We start from the raw sequence: 14,426 nt of genomic DNA on the forward strand, positions 1-14,426 counted from the left end.
ATGCGAATATTTGTCTACGGCAGTTTACGAACCAAGCAAGGCAACAGTCACTGGATGACCAATGCCCTGCTGCTGGGGAATTACAATATCGAGAACTACCAGTTGTACAGCCTGGGCCACTATCCAGGCGCGGTTCCGGGCGAAGGAACAGTACAGGGTGAAGTCTATCGTATTGATAACGCGACGCTTGCCGAACTTGATGCCTTGCGCACCAAGGGCGGTGAATACGCACGCCAGTTGATCCAGACGCCGTACGGAAGTGCGTGGATGTATGTCTACCAGCGTCCGGTCGAAGGGTTAACGCGGATTGTAAGCGGTAACTGGTTAGACAGAGACCAGTACTGAAAAAAAACAACGCCACCGTGAGGTGGCGTTGTTTTTTTGCGCCTCTTGCCGGGTGGCGCTGCGCTCCAGCCACAAAAAAGCCCCGACTCGCGGGGCATTTTTTGATCGGCAGTAAGAATTACTTCTTAGCAGCGCGTTCGAAAGAGGCGATGATTTCTGCTTTCGCCGCTTCTGCGTTGTCCCAGCCGTCAACTTTAACCCACTTGCCTTTTTCGAGGTCTTTGTAGTGCTCGAAGAAGTGAGTGATCTGCGCTTTCAGCAGCTCTGGCAGGTCGTTCACATCTTTGATGTGATCGTATTCTTTGCTCAGCTTGGTGTGCGGTACCGCAACTAGCTTCGCATCTTCACCGGATTCGTCGGTCATTTTCAGCACGCCAACTGGACGGCAGCGAATGACGGAGCCTGGCTCCAGTGGGTATGGCGTTGGGACCAGCACGTCAACCGGGTCACCGTCCAGAGACAGGGTGTGGTTGATGTAACCGTAGTTGCACGGATAGAACATCGCGGTAGACATGAAACGGTCTACGAACAGGGCGCCGCTCTCTTTGTCCACTTCGTATTTGATCGGATCTGCGTTAGCCGGGATTTCGATAACTACGTAGATATCTTCTGGCAGTTCTTTACCCGCTGGGACGTTGAGTAAGCTCATGTCGGTGTCCTTTAAAATGGATGGTAAACAAGTGGCAGGTATTATAGCCAACTCGCGCTGAATGTCTCCGCCTGTTTTCGCTTTCTCTCCCCGCTTTCCCCACTTTTCAGACCGATTCCATGACAGGAAAATCCATAAACTCAGCCGCTTTTTTCATGGCGAAATGAAAGCGATTACAAACTTGTGATTAACGTTTTATTCACTTTTCTGAAGTGTGATGTAACGCAATTCGTTACATATTTCATGGGCTATAGTCATTCCGCAGAACATCTTTTAACCAACAATAACTCACCCTACGAGGACGTTCATATGTGGAAGCGCTTACTCCTGGTCACAGCAGTTTCGGCAGCCATGTCGTCTATGGCGATGGCCGCTCCCTTAACCGTAGGTTTTTCGCAGGTCGGCTCTGAATCTGGCTGGCGAGCGGCAGAAACCAACGTGGCGAAAAGCGAGGCTCAGAAACGCGGCATTACCCTGAAAATCGCCGATGGTCAGCAAAAACAAGAGAATCAGATCAAAGCCGTGCGCTCCTTTATCGCCCAGGGCGTGGATGCCATCTTTATTGCACCCGTCGTGGCGACCGGCTGGGAACCCGTCCTGAAGGAAGCGAAAGACGCTGAGATCCCGGTCTTCCTGCTCGACCGTTCCATCGACGTCAAAGACAAATCCCTCTATATGACTACCGTCACCGCCAACAACGTGCTTGAAGGGCAATTGATTGGCGACTGGCTGGTGAAGCAGGTCGACGGCAAGCCGTGTAACGTCGTTGAGCTGCAGGGCACCGTCGGCGCGAGCGTGGCCATCGACCGTAAAAAAGGCTTTGCTGAAGCCATCGCTAAAGCGCCAAACATCAAGATTATCCGCTCTCAGTCCGGCGACTTTACGCGCAGTAAAGGTAAAGAGGTTATGGAGAGCTTCATTAAGGCTGAAAACAACGGCAAGAACATCTGCATGGTTTACGCCCACAACGATGACATGGTGATCGGTGCGATTCAGGCGATTAAAGAAGCGGGCCTGAAGCCGGGCAAAGATATCCTCACCGGCTCTATCGACGGCGTGCCGGACATCTATAAAGCGATGATCGACGGCGAAGCCAACGCCAGCGTGGAGCTGACGCCAAACATGGCGGGCCCGGCATTCGACGCGCTGGAGAAATTCAAGAAAGACGGCACGATGCCTGAGAAGGTGACGGTCACCAAGTCCACGCTCTACCTGCCTGACACGGCGAAAGAAGAGTTAGAGAAGAAGAAAAATATGGGCTACTGATCCAGTGAAATTGCCGGGTGGCGCTGCGCTTACCCGGCCTACGGGAACGTGCCGGGGACGTAAATATGAAAACTGAACAACACCAGGAAATCCTCCGCACAGAGGGCTTGAGTAAATTCTTTCCCGGCGTAAAGGCGCTGGATAGCGTTGATTTCAGCCTCCGGCGCGGTGAGATTATGGCGCTGCTGGGCGAGAACGGCGCGGGAAAATCGACGCTGATTAAATCCCTCACCGGCGTTTATCACGCCGATCGCGGCACCATCTGGCTGGAAGGCAACGCCATTTCGCCAAAAAATACCGCCCATGCCCAACAGCTGGGGATCGGGACGGTGTATCAGGAAGTGAACCTGCTGCCGAATATGTCGGTGGCGGATAACCTGTTTATTGGCCGCGAGCCACGCCGTTTTGGCCTGCTGCGCCGCAAAGAGATGGAGGCGCGGGCGACAAAGCTGATGGAATCGTACGGCTTCTCCCTCGACGTCCGCGAGCCGCTGAACCGCTTTTCCGTGGCGATGCAGCAGATCGTCGCCATTTGTCGCGCGATCGATCTCTCCGCGAAGGTCCTCATCCTCGACGAACCCACCGCCAGCCTCGATACCCAGGAAGTGGAGATGCTCTTTACCCTGATGCGCCAGCTGCGCGATCAGGGCGTCAGCCTGATCTTCGTTACGCACTTCCTCGATCAGGTGTATGAGGTAAGCGATCGCATTACGGTGCTTCGCAACGGCAGCTTTGTCGGCTGCCGCGAAACCCGCGAGCTGCCGCAGATCGAGCTGGTCAAAATGATGCTCGGCCGCGAGCTGGAAACCAACGCCCTTCAGCGCGCAGGGCGCACGCTGCTGAGCGAGAAGCCGGTCGCTGCGTTCAGCGATTACGGCAGGAAAGGGGTGATCTCGCCGTTTAACCTGGAAGTCCGCCCGGGCGAAATTGTCGGGCTGGCGGGCCTGCTGGGCTCCGGCCGGACCGAAACCGCCGAGGTGATCTTCGGGATCAAGCCGGCCGACAGCGGCAGCGCGCTGATCAAGGGCAAACCGCAAACCCTGCGATCGCCGCATCAGGCGTCGTGTCTGGGCGTCGGCTTCTGCCCGGAAGACCGGAAAACGGACGGCATTATCGCCGCGGCCTCGGTGCGGGAAAATATCATTCTGGCGCTGCAGGCGCAGCGCGGCTGGTTAAGGCCTATCCCACGAAAAGAGCAAAACGCCATAGCCGAGCGCTTTATCCGCCAGCTCGGCATCCGCACCCCGAGCGCGGAACAGCCTATCGAGTTTCTCTCCGGCGGTAACCAGCAGAAGGTTCTCCTCTCGCGCTGGCTGCTGACCAAACCGCAGTTCCTGATCCTCGACGAGCCGACGCGCGGCATTGACGTGGGCGCGCACGCTGAAATTATCCGGCTTATCGAAACGCTGTGCGCGGACGGTCTGGCGCTGCTGGTCATCTCGTCCGAGCTGGAAGAGCTGGTGGGCTATGCCGATCGCGTCATCATCATGCGCGATCGCAAGCAGGTGGCAGAGATCCCGCTGGATAAGCTGTCCGTTCCGGCAATCATGAATGCCATCGCGGCATAAGGAGTGAATCGTGATGCCCCGTTCACTTTCGCAAACCGGTGAGTCAAAGCGCCGCTTCAGTTGGCCGACCGGCACGCCGCAAATCGCGGCGCTGCTGGTGGTACTGCTGGTGGATAGCCTGGTCGCGCCGCATTTCTTCCAGATTATCGTGCAGGATGGCCGCCTGTTTGGCAGCCCGATTGATATTTTAAACCGCGCCGCGCCCGTGGCGCTGCTGGCCATCGGGATGACGCTGGTCATCGCCACCGGCGGGATTGACCTCTCCGTCGGCGCGGTGATGGCCATCGCCGGGGCTACGGCCGCCTCCATGACCGTGGCCGGACACAGCCTGCCGGTGGTCCTGCTGGCGGCCTTAGGCACCGGCGTGCTGGCTGGATTATGGAACGGCATTCTGGTGGCGGTGCTGAAAATTCAGCCCTTTGTCGCCACCCTTATCTTAATGGTGGCCGGGCGCGGCGTGGCGCAGCTGATTACCTCCGGACAGATTGTCACCTTTAACTCCCCGAGCCTGGCGTGGCTCGGTAGCGGCAACCTCCTGTTCTTCCCCACGCCGGTGATTATTGCCCTGGCCACGCTCGTCGTCTTTTGGCTCTTCACCCGCAAAACGGCGCTGGGCATGTTCATTGAGGCCGTCGGGATCAACATCCGCGCCGCGCGCAACGCCGGGGTCAACACCCGGCTGATGGTTATGCTGACCTACGTGCTGAGCGGCATCTGCGCCGCCATTGCCGGGGTCATCGTCGCGGCGGATATTCGCGGGGCCGATGCCAACAACGCGGGACTGTGGCTGGAGCTGGACGCGATCCTCGCGGTGGTGATCGGGGGCGGGTCGCTGATGGGCGGGCGCTTTAACCTGCTGCTCTCGGTGATCGGCGCGCTGATCATTCAGGGCATGAACACCGGGATCCTGCTTTCGGGATTCCAGCCGGAGCTTAACCAGGTGGTGAAGGCGGTGGTCGTGCTCTGCGTGCTGATCGTCCAGTCGCCGCGCTTTGTCAGCATCATTAAGGGGATCCGTGGCCATGATAAAACGTAATTTACCGCTCATGATCACGCTGGGCGTGTTTGTGCTGGGGTACCTCTACTGTCTGACGCAGTTCCCCGGTTTTGCCTCGACGCGCGTGATTTGCAATATCCTGACCGATAATGCCTTTTTAGGCATCATCGCCGTCGGGATGACCTTTGTGATCCTCTCCGGCGGGATCGATCTCTCCGTCGGGTCGGTGATCGCGTTTACGGGCGTGTTCCTCGCGAAGGCGATCGGCTTCTGGGGGATCTCTCCGCTGGTGGCGTTTCCGCTGGTGCTGGCGATGGGCTGCGCGTTTGGCGCCTTTATGGGGCTGCTGATCGACGCGCTGAAAATCCCGGCGTTTATCATTACCCTCGCGGGGATGTTCTTCCTGCGCGGGGTGAGCTATCTGGTGTCGGAAGAGTCGATCCCGATTAACCACCCGGTGTACGACACGCTCTCCAGCCTGGCGTGGAAAATTCCCGGCGGCGGCCGCCTGAGCGCGATGGGGCTGCTGATGCTGGGCGTGGTAGTGATTGGCATCTTCCTCGCCCATCGTACCCGGTTTGGCAATCAGGTGTACGCCATCGGCGGTAACGCCACGTCGGCAAACCTGATGGGGATCTCAACCCGCAGCACCACCATCCGCATCTATATGCTCTCGACCGGCCTGGCGACGCTGGCAGGTATTGTCTTCTCGGTGTATACCCAGGCGGGCTATGCCCTTGCAGGCGTGGGCGTTGAGCTGGATGCGATTGCTTCTGTGGTCATTGGCGGCACGCTGCTCAGCGGCGGGGTGGGCACGGTGCTGGGGACGCTGTTCGGCGTGGCCATCCAGGGGCTGATACAAACCTATATCAACTTTGACGGCACGCTCAGCTCCTGGTGGACGAAGATCGCCATCGGCATTCTGCTGTTTATTTTTATTGCCCTGCAGCGGGGGCTGACGGTGCTCTGGGAGAACCGTCAAAGCTCGCCTGTTACTCGCGTAAACACATCGGTAACAGAGCGATAACACGCTGAATTTGCTTAAAGTCTAAACATTTTCCGGTAGCGGCCGATACTCTTTTTTTATGCCCAGAAATATCTCGCTACCGGAAATAATATCATGCTTAAAACGCTATCGATTCGTACCGGCTTGCTCTCTTTACTGGCCGTTATGACCCTTCTGCTGCTGATTGTCAGCGGCATCGGCATTTATGCCCTCACACAGAGTTCTTCTTCACTGCAGCGTATTAATCACCTTCAGGGTGAGCAGATGGTGCAGCTTAATTCAGGCTATACGCTGATCCTGCGCGCGCGCAATGAGGCGGGCCAGGCCGTCCGCATGATGGAAATCGGCATGCTGGACGATGCGGCTAAAGCGGTAAAAAACATCAATCAGGAAGTTGCCCTGGCCCAGAAAACGCTGAAAGGCGTGATCGACGGCGGCGTGGCTGACGAGCAGGGACAACAGCTGCTCGATAAAGTGGCGGCCAGCCTGGCGACGTATAGCCAGCAGGGGATCAACCCGATGCTGAAAACCCTGAATGACCAGAGCGCGGACGGGTACTACGATCTTCTGGAGAAGACGCTGATACCGGTGGCGAAGCAGTTTGATAACGATATGCAGGCGTTTCAGAAATGGAGCGAAGCGCGTGGTCAGGCGGAAGTGAGTGCCGTGCAGGCGAGTAAAACCCGCGTACTGATCCTGATTATCGTCGCCGCGCTGCTGACGGCGGGCATTATCGTGCTCGCCTGGCTGGTGCTGCGCCATATGCTGCTCAACCCGCTCTCGGCCTCCATTGCTCAGCTGGAGAACGTGGCGGCGGGGGATTTAACCCATACGCTGAATGCCCCCGCGAGCCAGGAGTTTAACCGCCTCAACGCGGTGATAGAGGAGATGCGCCAGTCGCTGATGAACTCGGTTATGCGGGTACGCGATGCCAGCGCGCAAATTGACACCGGCAGCCGCGAGCTGACGCTGGGAAACCGCGATCTTGCCGAGCGTACGGAATCCACCGCCACGTCGCTTGAGCAGACGGCGGCCAGCATGGAACAGATCACCGCCACGGTGAAGCTCAACGCCGATAACGCCGAGCAGGCGCACCAGCTGGCGAAGTCGGTGTCCGACACGGCCGATCACGGCAGCGAGATGGTCTGCTACGTAATTGAAAAAATGCGCGATATCTCCGGCAGCTCGGCGCGCATCGCCGACATCCTGAGCGTGATCGACGGTATTGCCTTCCAGACCAATATCCTGGCGCTTAACGCCTCCGTGGAAGCGGCGCGCGCGGGCGAGCAGGGGCGCGGGTTTGCCGTCGTCGCGGGCGAAGTGCGAAACCTCGCCAGCCGCAGCGCCGACGCGGCGAAAGAGATCCGAACGCTTATCAGTGATTCGCAGACCCACGTTACCGAGGGCAGCGAGCTGGCCCAGCAGGCTGGCGAAACGATGGACGAGATCGCAACAGAAGTGCTGCGCATGACCAAACTGATGCGTGAGATTGCGACCGCGTCTCAGGAGCAGAGCCGCGGCATTGAGCAGGTGAATATTGCGGTGAACCAGATGGACGAAACCGCGCAGCAGAATGCGGCGCTGGTGCAGCAATCCTCCGCCGCGACCCGCTCCCTTGAGGAGCAGTCGCGTCAGCTGATGGAAGCCATGTCATCATTCAAAGTGACGACTCAGACCGCTGCATAATATTACCCAGCCCCGGTACGCTCTGTGCCGGGGTTTTATTTATTCCGGAATTAACTGCCGCAATATTATCATGAATATCACCCATTAATATTTCCAGCGAGCTGGTTAAGGCTAACGCCTTTTCCGTCGGTTCAAGATATAAACCTTTGCGGAAAAATAACGGCTCATCAAAGAGTTGATTAAAGCGCTTTAATGCCAGGCTTACCGCGGGGCGGGACATCTCCAGACGCAAAGAGGCCTTTGCCATGCTGCCGCAGCGGACGATTTCAATAAATACAGGGATAAGATTTAAATCAATGCCGGTATTAGCACGGGAATAATTTTTCATTGCGATTCTGCTCCACGAAATATCTGTCAAACTGTTATGGAAATAATGCAGGAGCAGTGGTGAATATTAAAGCATGTTTTTTATAAACACTTATACGGTAAAATATATAAATGACCAGGGGAGCCAGAACGGCTCCCCTGAAGAGAGGTATTACGCGTCCGGGTACTCACGGATAAAACGTTCAACGTCTTCAACCATGTGGTTGTTGCCGACGAAGAATGAACGGCGCTGGTGAAGGCTTTCCGGCACGATATCCAGAATACGCTCTTTACCGTCGCTCGCCTTGCCGCCCGCCTGTTCGGCGAGGAACGCCATCGGGTTGCACTCGTACAGCAGGCGCAGCTTCCCGTCCGGGTGGCTGGCGGTGCTTGGGTAGAGGTAGATACCGCCTTTCAGCAGGTTACGGTGGAAATCCGCGACCAGAGAGCCAATATAGCGGGACGTGTACGGACGCTGGGTCGCTTTATCTTCTTCCTGGCAGAATTTAATGTACTTCTTCACGCCGTTCGGGAAGCGGATGTAGTTGCCTTCGTTGATGGAGTAGGTGTTGCCCTTCTGCGGGAAGCGCATGCGTTCCTGGCTCAGACAGAAAACGCCCAGTGACGGATCGTACGTAAAGGCGTGAACCCCGCACCCGGTGGTATACACCAGCATGGTGGAGGAGCCATAAACGACGTAACCGGCAGCAACCTGATTAATGCCCGGCTGCAGGAAATCTTCTTCGGTCACCGGCGTGCCAACAGGCGTGACGCGGCGGTAGATGGAGAAAATGGTACCGACAGAAACGTTAACGTCGATGTTTGAGGAACCGTCGAGCGGATCCATCAGAACAACGTATTTAGCGTGTTCACACCCTTCGAAAACAACAATTTCATCTTCTTCTTCAGAGGCGATACCCGCAACGATGTCGCGCGCGCGCAGTGCAGCTTTCAATTTTTCATTTGCGAACAGATCGAGCTTCTGTTGAACCTCGCCCTGAACGTTCTCGGCACCGCTGGCACCCAGGATATCGACCAGACCGGCCTTGTTGATATCACGGTGGATGATCTTAGCGCCCAGCTTTATTGCCGACAGCAAAGCAGTGAGTTCACCGGTAGCATGAGAGAACTCGTGCTGCTTTTCGACAATAAATTCACCTAACGTTTTCATAACACTTTCCCTGCATCTTTGTGAGTAGAGCGATTGTATGTTCACTAAAACGACTAAAGCCCAACAATCTTAACAAACATTCAAATATTAGCGCAGAGGTGAATCGCGCCAGCAACATACGGATTTACCTGAAATGCGTTTCACAGCCGCTAACATGTGAGTAAAATGTGCGCCACATTGAAGAAGGATAGTGACGTATGCGCATTCATATATTGGGGATTTGTGGCACTTTCATGGGCGGACTGGCAATGCTGGCGCGCTCGCTGGGCCATGAAGTGACAGGTTCGGACGCCAATGTGTATCCGCCAATGAGCACACTTCTGGAGAAACAGGGCATCTCTTTAATTCAGGGCTACGATGCCAGCCAGCTGGATCCCGAGCCGGACCTGGTGATCATTGGCAACGCCATGACCCGCGGCAATCCGTGCGTCGAGGCGGTACTGGAACGCAATATTCCGTTCATGTCCGGCCCGCAGTGGCTGCATGACTTCGTCCTGCGCGACCGCTGGGTGGTTGCCGTTGCCGGTACCCATGGCAAAACCACCACCGCCGGAATGGCGACCTGGATCCTCGAAGCCTGCGGCTACAAGCCGGGCTTCGTGATTGGCGGCGTACCGGGTAATTTCGACGTTTCTGCACGTCTGGGCGACAGCCCGTTCTTTGTGATCGAAGCCGACGAGTACGACTGCGCGTTCTTCGACAAGCGTTCTAAGTTCGTGCATTACTGCCCGCGCACGCTGATCCTCAACAATCTTGAGTTCGATCACGCGGATATTTTTGACGATCTGAAAGCGATTCAGAAACAGTTCCACCACCTGGTGCGCATCGTGCCGGGCCAGGGACGCATCATCCTGCCGGAGAACGACATCAACCTGAAGCAGACCCTGGCGATGGGCTGCTGGAGCGAGCAGGAGCTGGTGGGCGAGCAGGGCCACTGGCAGGCGAAGAAACTCAACGCCGATGCCTCCGAGTGGGAAGTGCTGCTCGACGGTGAAAAAGTGGGTGAGGTGAAGTGGGGCCTGGTGGGCGAGCACAACATGCACAACGGCCTGATGGCCATTGCTGCGGCGCGTCACGTGGGCGTTCTGCCTGCGGATGCGGCTAATGCGCTGGGCTCGTTTATCAATGCCCGTCGCCGTCTGGAACTGCGCGGTGAAGCCCACGGCGTTACCGTATATGACGATTTTGCGCACCACCCAACGGCCATTCTGGCCACGCTTGCCGCCCTGCGTGGCAAGGTCGGCGGCACTGCCCGCATCCTGGCCGTGCTGGAACCGCGCTCGAACACCATGAAGATGGGCATCTGCAAAGATGACCTCGCGCCGTCGTTAGGACGCGCCGATGAAGTCTTCCTGCTGCAGCCGCAGCATATTCCGTGGCAGGTGGCGGAAGTGGCCGACGCCTGCATTCAGCCTGCGCACTGGAGCGCGGATGTGGATGTCCTGGCGGATATGGTGGTGAAAGCCGCTCAGCCCGGTGACCACATTCTGGTGATGAGCAACGGCGGTTTTGGTGGGATCCATCAGAAGCTGCTGGACGGTCTGGCGAAGAAAGCGGAAGCGGCAGCCGCAGAGTAAAAAAAAGCCCGGTGGCGCTTGCGCTTACCGGGCCTACTTTCCCGTGTTTTCTCCCTCGCCCCTCAGGGGAGAGGGCCGGGGTGAGGGGAAGAGATTACTCTTCGTTCTCAGACAGCTCGCGCAGATACTGGAAAATCAGGCGCGCAGACTTCGGCGGCTTATTCCCTTCTTTCTCTTTCTTCGCGTTGCGGATCAAGGAACGCAGCTGCTGGCGGTCAGCATCCGGCCACAGGTTCAGCACTTCCGGTACGGCATCATCACCCTGTTCAATCAGGCGATCGCGGATCTGCTCAAGCTTGTGGAAAAACGCAACCTGCTGGTTGTGGCGGTTTTTCAGCTTGTCCAGCGCCTGACGGATCGGATCGACGTCGCGCTGACGCAGCATTTTCCCGATAAGCTGAAGCTGGCGACGACGGCCTTCTTTTTTGATTTTCTGTGCCAGTTCAATGGCATCACGCAGATCCTGGTCGAGCGGGATCTTGTCCAGCGCGTTTTTACCCAGTTCTACCATTTCTGCGCCAAGCTGTTTTAACTCTTCGGCGTCACGTTTAATTTCACTTTTACTGACCCAGATGATCTCATCATCTTCGTCTTCGATGTCATCACCGGGAACGTCGTCGAGCCAGTCTTCGGGCTGCTTAGTCATGTCAGGCTCCTTAAAAAAAGAGGCTAATGTTACCAGTTAAGACGCGCACTGAAAAACGGTTCTCTGTTAGACTTCAGATAACTCTCTCTTACAGTATGGCATTTGCGATGAAAGTAACCTCACAAGTTGAAGCGCAGCGTAAGATTCTTGAAGAAGCCGTCTCCACCGCGCTGATGCTTGCTTCAGAAAAATCAGATGGCGCCGAAGTGGCGGTCAGCAAAACCACCGGCATCAGCGTGAGTACCCGCTATGGTGAAGTGGAGAACGTAGAATTCAACAGCGATGGCGCGCTTGGGATCACGGTGTATCACCAGAATCGCAAAGGCAGCGCGTCATCCACCGATCTCAGCCCGGATGCCATTGCCCGTACGGTGCAGGCGGCGCTGGATATCGCCCGCTATACCTCCCCGGATCCTTACGCAGGCGTGGCGGATAAAGATCTGCTGGCGTTTGATGCGCCGGATCTCGATCTTTTCCACCCGGCGGAGGTGACCCCGGACGAAGCGATCGAGCTGGCCGCGCGCGCCGAGCAGGCTTCCCTGCAGGCGGATAAGCGCATCACCAATACCGAAGGCGGCAGCTTCAACAGCCACTACGGCATCAAAGTCTTCGGCAACAGCCACGGCATGCTGCAGGGCTACTGCTCCACCCGTCATTCGCTCTCCAGCTGCGTCATCGCCGAAGAGAACGGTGACATGGAGCGCGACTACGCCTACACCATTGGCCGCGCGCTGGGGGATTTACAGTCTCCAGAGTGGGTGGGTAAAGAGTGTGCCGAACGCACGCTGTCTCGCCTGTCGCCGCGTAAACTCTCCACCATGAAGGCCCCGGTCATTTTTGCTAACGAAGTGGCGACCGGTCTGTTTGGTCATCTGGTGGGCGCGATCGCGGGCGGCTCGGTTTACCGTAAATCGACCTTCCTGCTCGACTCGCTGGGCAAGCAAATCCTGCCTGAATGGCTGACCATCGAAGAGCATCCGCACCTGCTGAAAGGACTGGCCTCCACGCCGTTCGACAGCGAAGGCGTACGCACAGAACGTCGCGATATCATCAAAGACGGTATTCTGACCCAGTGGCTGCTGACCAACTACTCCGCGCGCAAGCTGGGGCTGAAAAGCACCGGACACGCGGGCGGCATCCACAACTGGCGCATTGCCGGGCAGGGCCTGAACTTTGAGCAGATGCTGAAAGAGATGGGCACCGGCCTGGTCGTCACGGAACTGATGGGGCAGGGCGTAAGCGGCATCACCGGCGACTACTCGCGCGGCGCGGCGGGCTTCTGGGTGGAAAACGGCGAAATCCAGTATCCGGTGAGCGAAATCACGATTGCCGGCAACCTGAAGGACATGTGGCGCAATATGGTTACGGTCGGTAACGATATTGAAACACGTAGCAATATACAGTGTGGTTCTGTACTTCTGCCGGAAATGAAAATCGCCGGCCAGTAATACCCGTAAAGGCGTTTTAATAATAAAAAAGGAAGTGAGCAATGCGTAAACACCTGTTAGCGATCGTCGCGGCTTCAACGCTGGTTCTTGGATCTTCTGCGTTTGCTGCCGATCTTGAAGACGACATGGGCATCCTCGGTCAAAACCTGAAGGTGGTGCAGAAGACGGACAATGCGGCTGAAATGAAAGACGCGCTGACCAAAATGCGTGAAGCGGCGCTGGACGCGCAAAAAGCGACGCCTCCGAAGCTGGAAAGCAAAGCGGCAGACAGCGCAGAGATGAAAGACTATCGCCACGGCTTTGACGTGCTGGTCGGCCAGATCGACGGCGCGCTGAAGCTGGCTAACGAAGGCAAAGTGAAGGAAGCCCAGGCGGCGGCCGAGCAGTTTGCGACCACGCGTAATACTTATCACCAGAAATACCGTTAACCGATAGCGCATCTGACAAACAATCAGCGGGGGCCAGTGGCTCCCGTTTTTTTTACGCGGTAATAAGTAAACCCTATCGCCATCACATTTTTGCGTCACCACGCCTGAACGTTTTCGTTTCCCCGGCGCGCGTTTTGCCGCTGGAATACGTGATATTCATCACGCAAATACCGTTATTAATCCAGATTCACCGCATTTATGTGGCACAGATCACTGCTGCGGCTCGCCTTTCCACTTCGAAGTGGAAAACAACTCGCTACAAACAATTCCTCCCCAACGTTAGTTTTATTCCAGAGCCATTAACGGGGTAAGACCAGTGATTAACGGAGCGGTAATGAACGACGTTGGGGAACAGGCGGAGCAAACAGAACAGCTCGCGAACACCATGCTGCAGCAGGTTTATGCCCTGCTGGCCCGGAACAACATCATCCCCAATGCGGTACAGGAGCAGATGCTCACCTCCCACGTGCGCGCAATGGCGCACCGGTCCGTGACCGGCGAGCCGCTGCCGGAGGTTGAAGCAGAGCTGTTTGACGAAATTTCACCGGATTCAATGCGGCTCGCCCGTGAAGTGGTCGCGCAGTTTGGCAATCTTCCTGATGAAGAAGCCTGGCTGCTCTCCGTTCACTTTGAAGTCGCGAAAGACAACCTTTAAGGAGCAACACATGGAACAGATTACAGTCGTGATTGGCGATCGCCTGGGTAAAGGTCAGAAAGTGGCTGCCGGTGTGGAAAAAGCGGGTGGACGCGCGGTGGTTGTGCCGGGCATGGCGGCGGATATGAAGCTGGGCGACATGATGAAGGCGGAGAACGCTACCTTCGGCATCTCCTTCTGCGGCAGCGGCGGCGCGGGTGCCATCACGGCCCAAACCAAATATGGCTACAAAGCCAAATACGGCATGCGTTCCGTGGAAGAGGGCGTGACCGCCATCAACGAAGGCTGCAACGTGCTGGGCTTTGGCTTTATGGATAAAGAAGAGCTGGGCGAGCGTCTGGTACAGGCGTGGCAGAAGAAATACGGCGCATAAGCATGAAAGAACAGTTCACAACCACGGTGAGAGTGAAGGGGAAAGGCGACGCCAAAGCGCGCGCCTTTGCCGACGCGCTCAACCACGTTCAGGCCGCGGTGATGAAAGCCTCACCGCATATCTTACTGCGTATTGAGCCACAGGATGTGCAGGTCGTTCAGGCGCAAGAAGCGGTGCGTAAAGAAGCGTTTCTGTTCTTCTTTCTGCGCCGGGAAAGACGCACCTACAGCGTGGAGCTGGATGTGACCGTCAACGTGACCGCTATCAATCTTGACCAGGTGGATTTCGTCACGCAACGCTGATTA

Annotated in this window: 16 protein-coding genes; 12 read left to right on the forward strand and 4 right to left on the reverse strand. The window is 56.7% G+C overall.

Going from position 1 to position 14,426, the window contains the following annotated elements:
* Entirely contained in the window at positions 1 to 345 is a 345-nt protein-coding gene (locus tag AC2TE5_RS02455; RefSeq protein ID WP_484612590.1) for a gamma-glutamylcyclotransferase family protein, read from the forward strand.
* A 118-nt stretch (positions 346 to 463) separates the two neighbouring features.
* Here the strand turns inward: AC2TE5_RS02455 and ppa are convergent, their stop codons facing one another.
* The gene (gene ppa, locus AC2TE5_RS02460) at positions 464 to 994 is read right to left on the reverse strand and encodes an inorganic diphosphatase (protein WP_010427397.1); all 531 of its coding nucleotides are present in this window, start codon (positions 992 to 994) and stop codon (positions 464 to 466) included.
* A 309-nt stretch (positions 995 to 1,303) separates the two neighbouring features.
* Here ppa and ytfQ point away from each other — a divergent pair, with 309 nt between their 5' ends.
* From ytfQ to AC2TE5_RS02485, 5 genes are all read left to right on the forward strand, one after another.
* Positions 1,304 to 2,260: a galactofuranose ABC transporter substrate-binding protein YtfQ gene (gene ytfQ / locus AC2TE5_RS02465; RefSeq protein WP_014882271.1), complete on the forward strand. Its 957-nt coding sequence runs from the start codon at positions 1,304 to 1,306 to the stop codon at positions 2,258 to 2,260.
* A gap of 65 nt (positions 2,261 to 2,325) precedes the next feature.
* Complete coding sequence (ytfR, locus tag AC2TE5_RS02470; RefSeq protein ID WP_311391303.1) at positions 2,326 to 3,828, forward strand: galactofuranose ABC transporter, ATP-binding protein YtfR; 1,503 nt, start codon at positions 2,326 to 2,328, stop codon at positions 3,826 to 3,828.
* Positions 3,829 to 3,838: 10 nt separating this feature from the next.
* Entirely contained in the window at positions 3,839 to 4,864 is a 1,026-nt protein-coding gene (gene ytfT / locus AC2TE5_RS02475) for a galactofuranose ABC transporter, ATP-binding protein YtfT (RefSeq protein WP_484612591.1), read from the forward strand.
* Entirely contained in the window at positions 4,851 to 5,852 is a 1,002-nt protein-coding gene (gene yjfF / locus AC2TE5_RS02480; protein WP_023293434.1) for a galactofuranose ABC transporter, permease protein YjfF, read from the forward strand. The genes ytfT and yjfF overlap by 14 nt, the downstream gene beginning before the upstream one ends.
* 93 nt (positions 5,853 to 5,945) lie before the next feature.
* Positions 5,946 to 7,517: a methyl-accepting chemotaxis protein gene (locus AC2TE5_RS02485; protein ID WP_484612592.1), complete on the forward strand. Its 1,572-nt coding sequence runs from the start codon at positions 5,946 to 5,948 to the stop codon at positions 7,515 to 7,517.
* Here the strand turns inward: AC2TE5_RS02485 and AC2TE5_RS02490 are convergent.
* Together AC2TE5_RS02490 and fbp are read right to left on the reverse strand one after the other, a co-directional pair.
* The gene (locus AC2TE5_RS02490) at positions 7,489 to 7,845 is read right to left on the reverse strand and encodes a helix-turn-helix domain-containing protein (protein ID WP_213329010.1); all 357 of its coding nucleotides are present in this window, start codon (positions 7,843 to 7,845) and stop codon (positions 7,489 to 7,491) included. The two genes, AC2TE5_RS02485 and AC2TE5_RS02490, sit on opposite strands and share 29 nt — an antisense overlap.
* Before the next feature lie 150 nt (positions 7,846 to 7,995).
* On the reverse strand, positions 7,996 to 8,994 hold the full coding sequence (gene fbp / locus AC2TE5_RS02495; RefSeq protein ID WP_024907283.1) for a class 1 fructose-bisphosphatase: 999 nt from the start codon (positions 8,992 to 8,994) through the stop codon (positions 7,996 to 7,998).
* A 197-nt stretch (positions 8,995 to 9,191) separates the two neighbouring features.
* Between fbp and mpl the strand changes: the two genes are divergently transcribed.
* Complete coding sequence (gene mpl / locus AC2TE5_RS02500; protein ID WP_121424883.1) at positions 9,192 to 10,571, forward strand: UDP-N-acetylmuramate:L-alanyl-gamma-D-glutamyl-meso-diaminopimelate ligase; 1,380 nt, start codon at positions 9,192 to 9,194, stop codon at positions 10,569 to 10,571.
* Positions 10,572 to 10,665: 94 nt separating this feature from the next.
* On the opposite strand, the gene yjgA is transcribed toward mpl, so the two are convergent.
* Complete coding sequence (yjgA, locus tag AC2TE5_RS02505; RefSeq protein WP_023334300.1) at positions 10,666 to 11,217, reverse strand: ribosome biogenesis factor YjgA; 552 nt, start codon at positions 11,215 to 11,217, stop codon at positions 10,666 to 10,668.
* A gap of 95 nt (positions 11,218 to 11,312) precedes the next feature.
* On the opposite strand from yjgA, the gene pmbA reads away from it, so the two are divergent.
* The 5 genes from pmbA (at position 11,313) to AC2TE5_RS02530 (ending at position 14,423) form a co-directional block, all read left to right on the forward strand.
* Positions 11,313 to 12,665: a metalloprotease PmbA gene (gene pmbA / locus AC2TE5_RS02510; RefSeq protein WP_484612593.1), complete on the forward strand. Its 1,353-nt coding sequence runs from the start codon at positions 11,313 to 11,315 to the stop codon at positions 12,663 to 12,665.
* A 41-nt stretch (positions 12,666 to 12,706) separates the two neighbouring features.
* Entirely contained in the window at positions 12,707 to 13,093 is a 387-nt protein-coding gene (gene cybC / locus AC2TE5_RS02515; protein ID WP_032651443.1) for a cytochrome b562, read from the forward strand.
* A gap of 316 nt (positions 13,094 to 13,409) precedes the next feature.
* The gene (locus AC2TE5_RS02520; protein ID WP_025911967.1) at positions 13,410 to 13,748 is read left to right on the forward strand and encodes a glycine dehydrogenase; all 339 of its coding nucleotides are present in this window, start codon (positions 13,410 to 13,412) and stop codon (positions 13,746 to 13,748) included.
* A gap of 10 nt (positions 13,749 to 13,758) precedes the next feature.
* Positions 13,759 to 14,121: an SFCGS family glycine-rich protein gene (locus AC2TE5_RS02525; protein ID WP_010427372.1), complete on the forward strand. Its 363-nt coding sequence runs from the start codon at positions 13,759 to 13,761 to the stop codon at positions 14,119 to 14,121.
* 2 nt (positions 14,122 to 14,123) lie between these two features.
* Positions 14,124 to 14,423 carry a DUF4312 family protein gene (locus AC2TE5_RS02530; protein ID WP_006810338.1) on the forward strand — a complete coding sequence of 100 codons (300 nt, stop codon included), beginning with the start codon at positions 14,124 to 14,126 and terminating at the stop codon, positions 14,421 to 14,423.
* Positions 14,424 to 14,426 lie beyond the last annotated feature (3 nt).

The organism is Enterobacter sp. N5-15, from assembly GCF_057221635.1.

Coding starts and splice junctions, on each gene's coding strand:
- AC2TE5_RS02455 (WP_484612590.1), top strand. CDS start 1: ATGCGAATATTTGTCTACGGCAGTTTACGAACCAAGCAAGGCAACAGT.
- yjfF (WP_023293434.1), top strand. CDS start 4,851: ATGATAAAACGTAATTTACCGCTCATGATCACGCTGGGCGTGTTTGTG.
- ppa (WP_010427397.1), bottom strand. CDS start 994: ATGAGCTTACTCAACGTCCCAGCGGGTAAAGAACTGCCAGAAGATATC.
- AC2TE5_RS02485 (WP_484612592.1), top strand. CDS start 5,946: ATGCTTAAAACGCTATCGATTCGTACCGGCTTGCTCTCTTTACTGGCC.
- AC2TE5_RS02525 (WP_010427372.1), top strand. CDS start 13,759: ATGGAACAGATTACAGTCGTGATTGGCGATCGCCTGGGTAAAGGTCAG.
- yjgA (WP_023334300.1), bottom strand. CDS start 11,217: ATGACTAAGCAGCCCGAAGACTGGCTCGACGACGTTCCCGGTGATGAC.
- AC2TE5_RS02530 (WP_006810338.1), top strand. CDS start 14,124: ATGAAAGAACAGTTCACAACCACGGTGAGAGTGAAGGGGAAAGGCGAC.
- AC2TE5_RS02490 (WP_213329010.1), bottom strand. CDS start 7,845: ATGAAAAATTATTCCCGTGCTAATACCGGCATTGATTTAAATCTTATC.
- cybC (WP_032651443.1), top strand. CDS start 12,707: ATGCGTAAACACCTGTTAGCGATCGTCGCGGCTTCAACGCTGGTTCTT.
- ytfR (WP_311391303.1), top strand. CDS start 2,326: ATGAAAACTGAACAACACCAGGAAATCCTCCGCACAGAGGGCTTGAGT.
- ytfQ (WP_014882271.1), top strand. CDS start 1,304: ATGTGGAAGCGCTTACTCCTGGTCACAGCAGTTTCGGCAGCCATGTCG.
- mpl (WP_121424883.1), top strand. CDS start 9,192: ATGCGCATTCATATATTGGGGATTTGTGGCACTTTCATGGGCGGACTG.
- fbp (WP_024907283.1), bottom strand. CDS start 8,994: ATGAAAACGTTAGGTGAATTTATTGTCGAAAAGCAGCACGAGTTCTCT.
- pmbA (WP_484612593.1), top strand. CDS start 11,313: ATGGCATTTGCGATGAAAGTAACCTCACAAGTTGAAGCGCAGCGTAAG.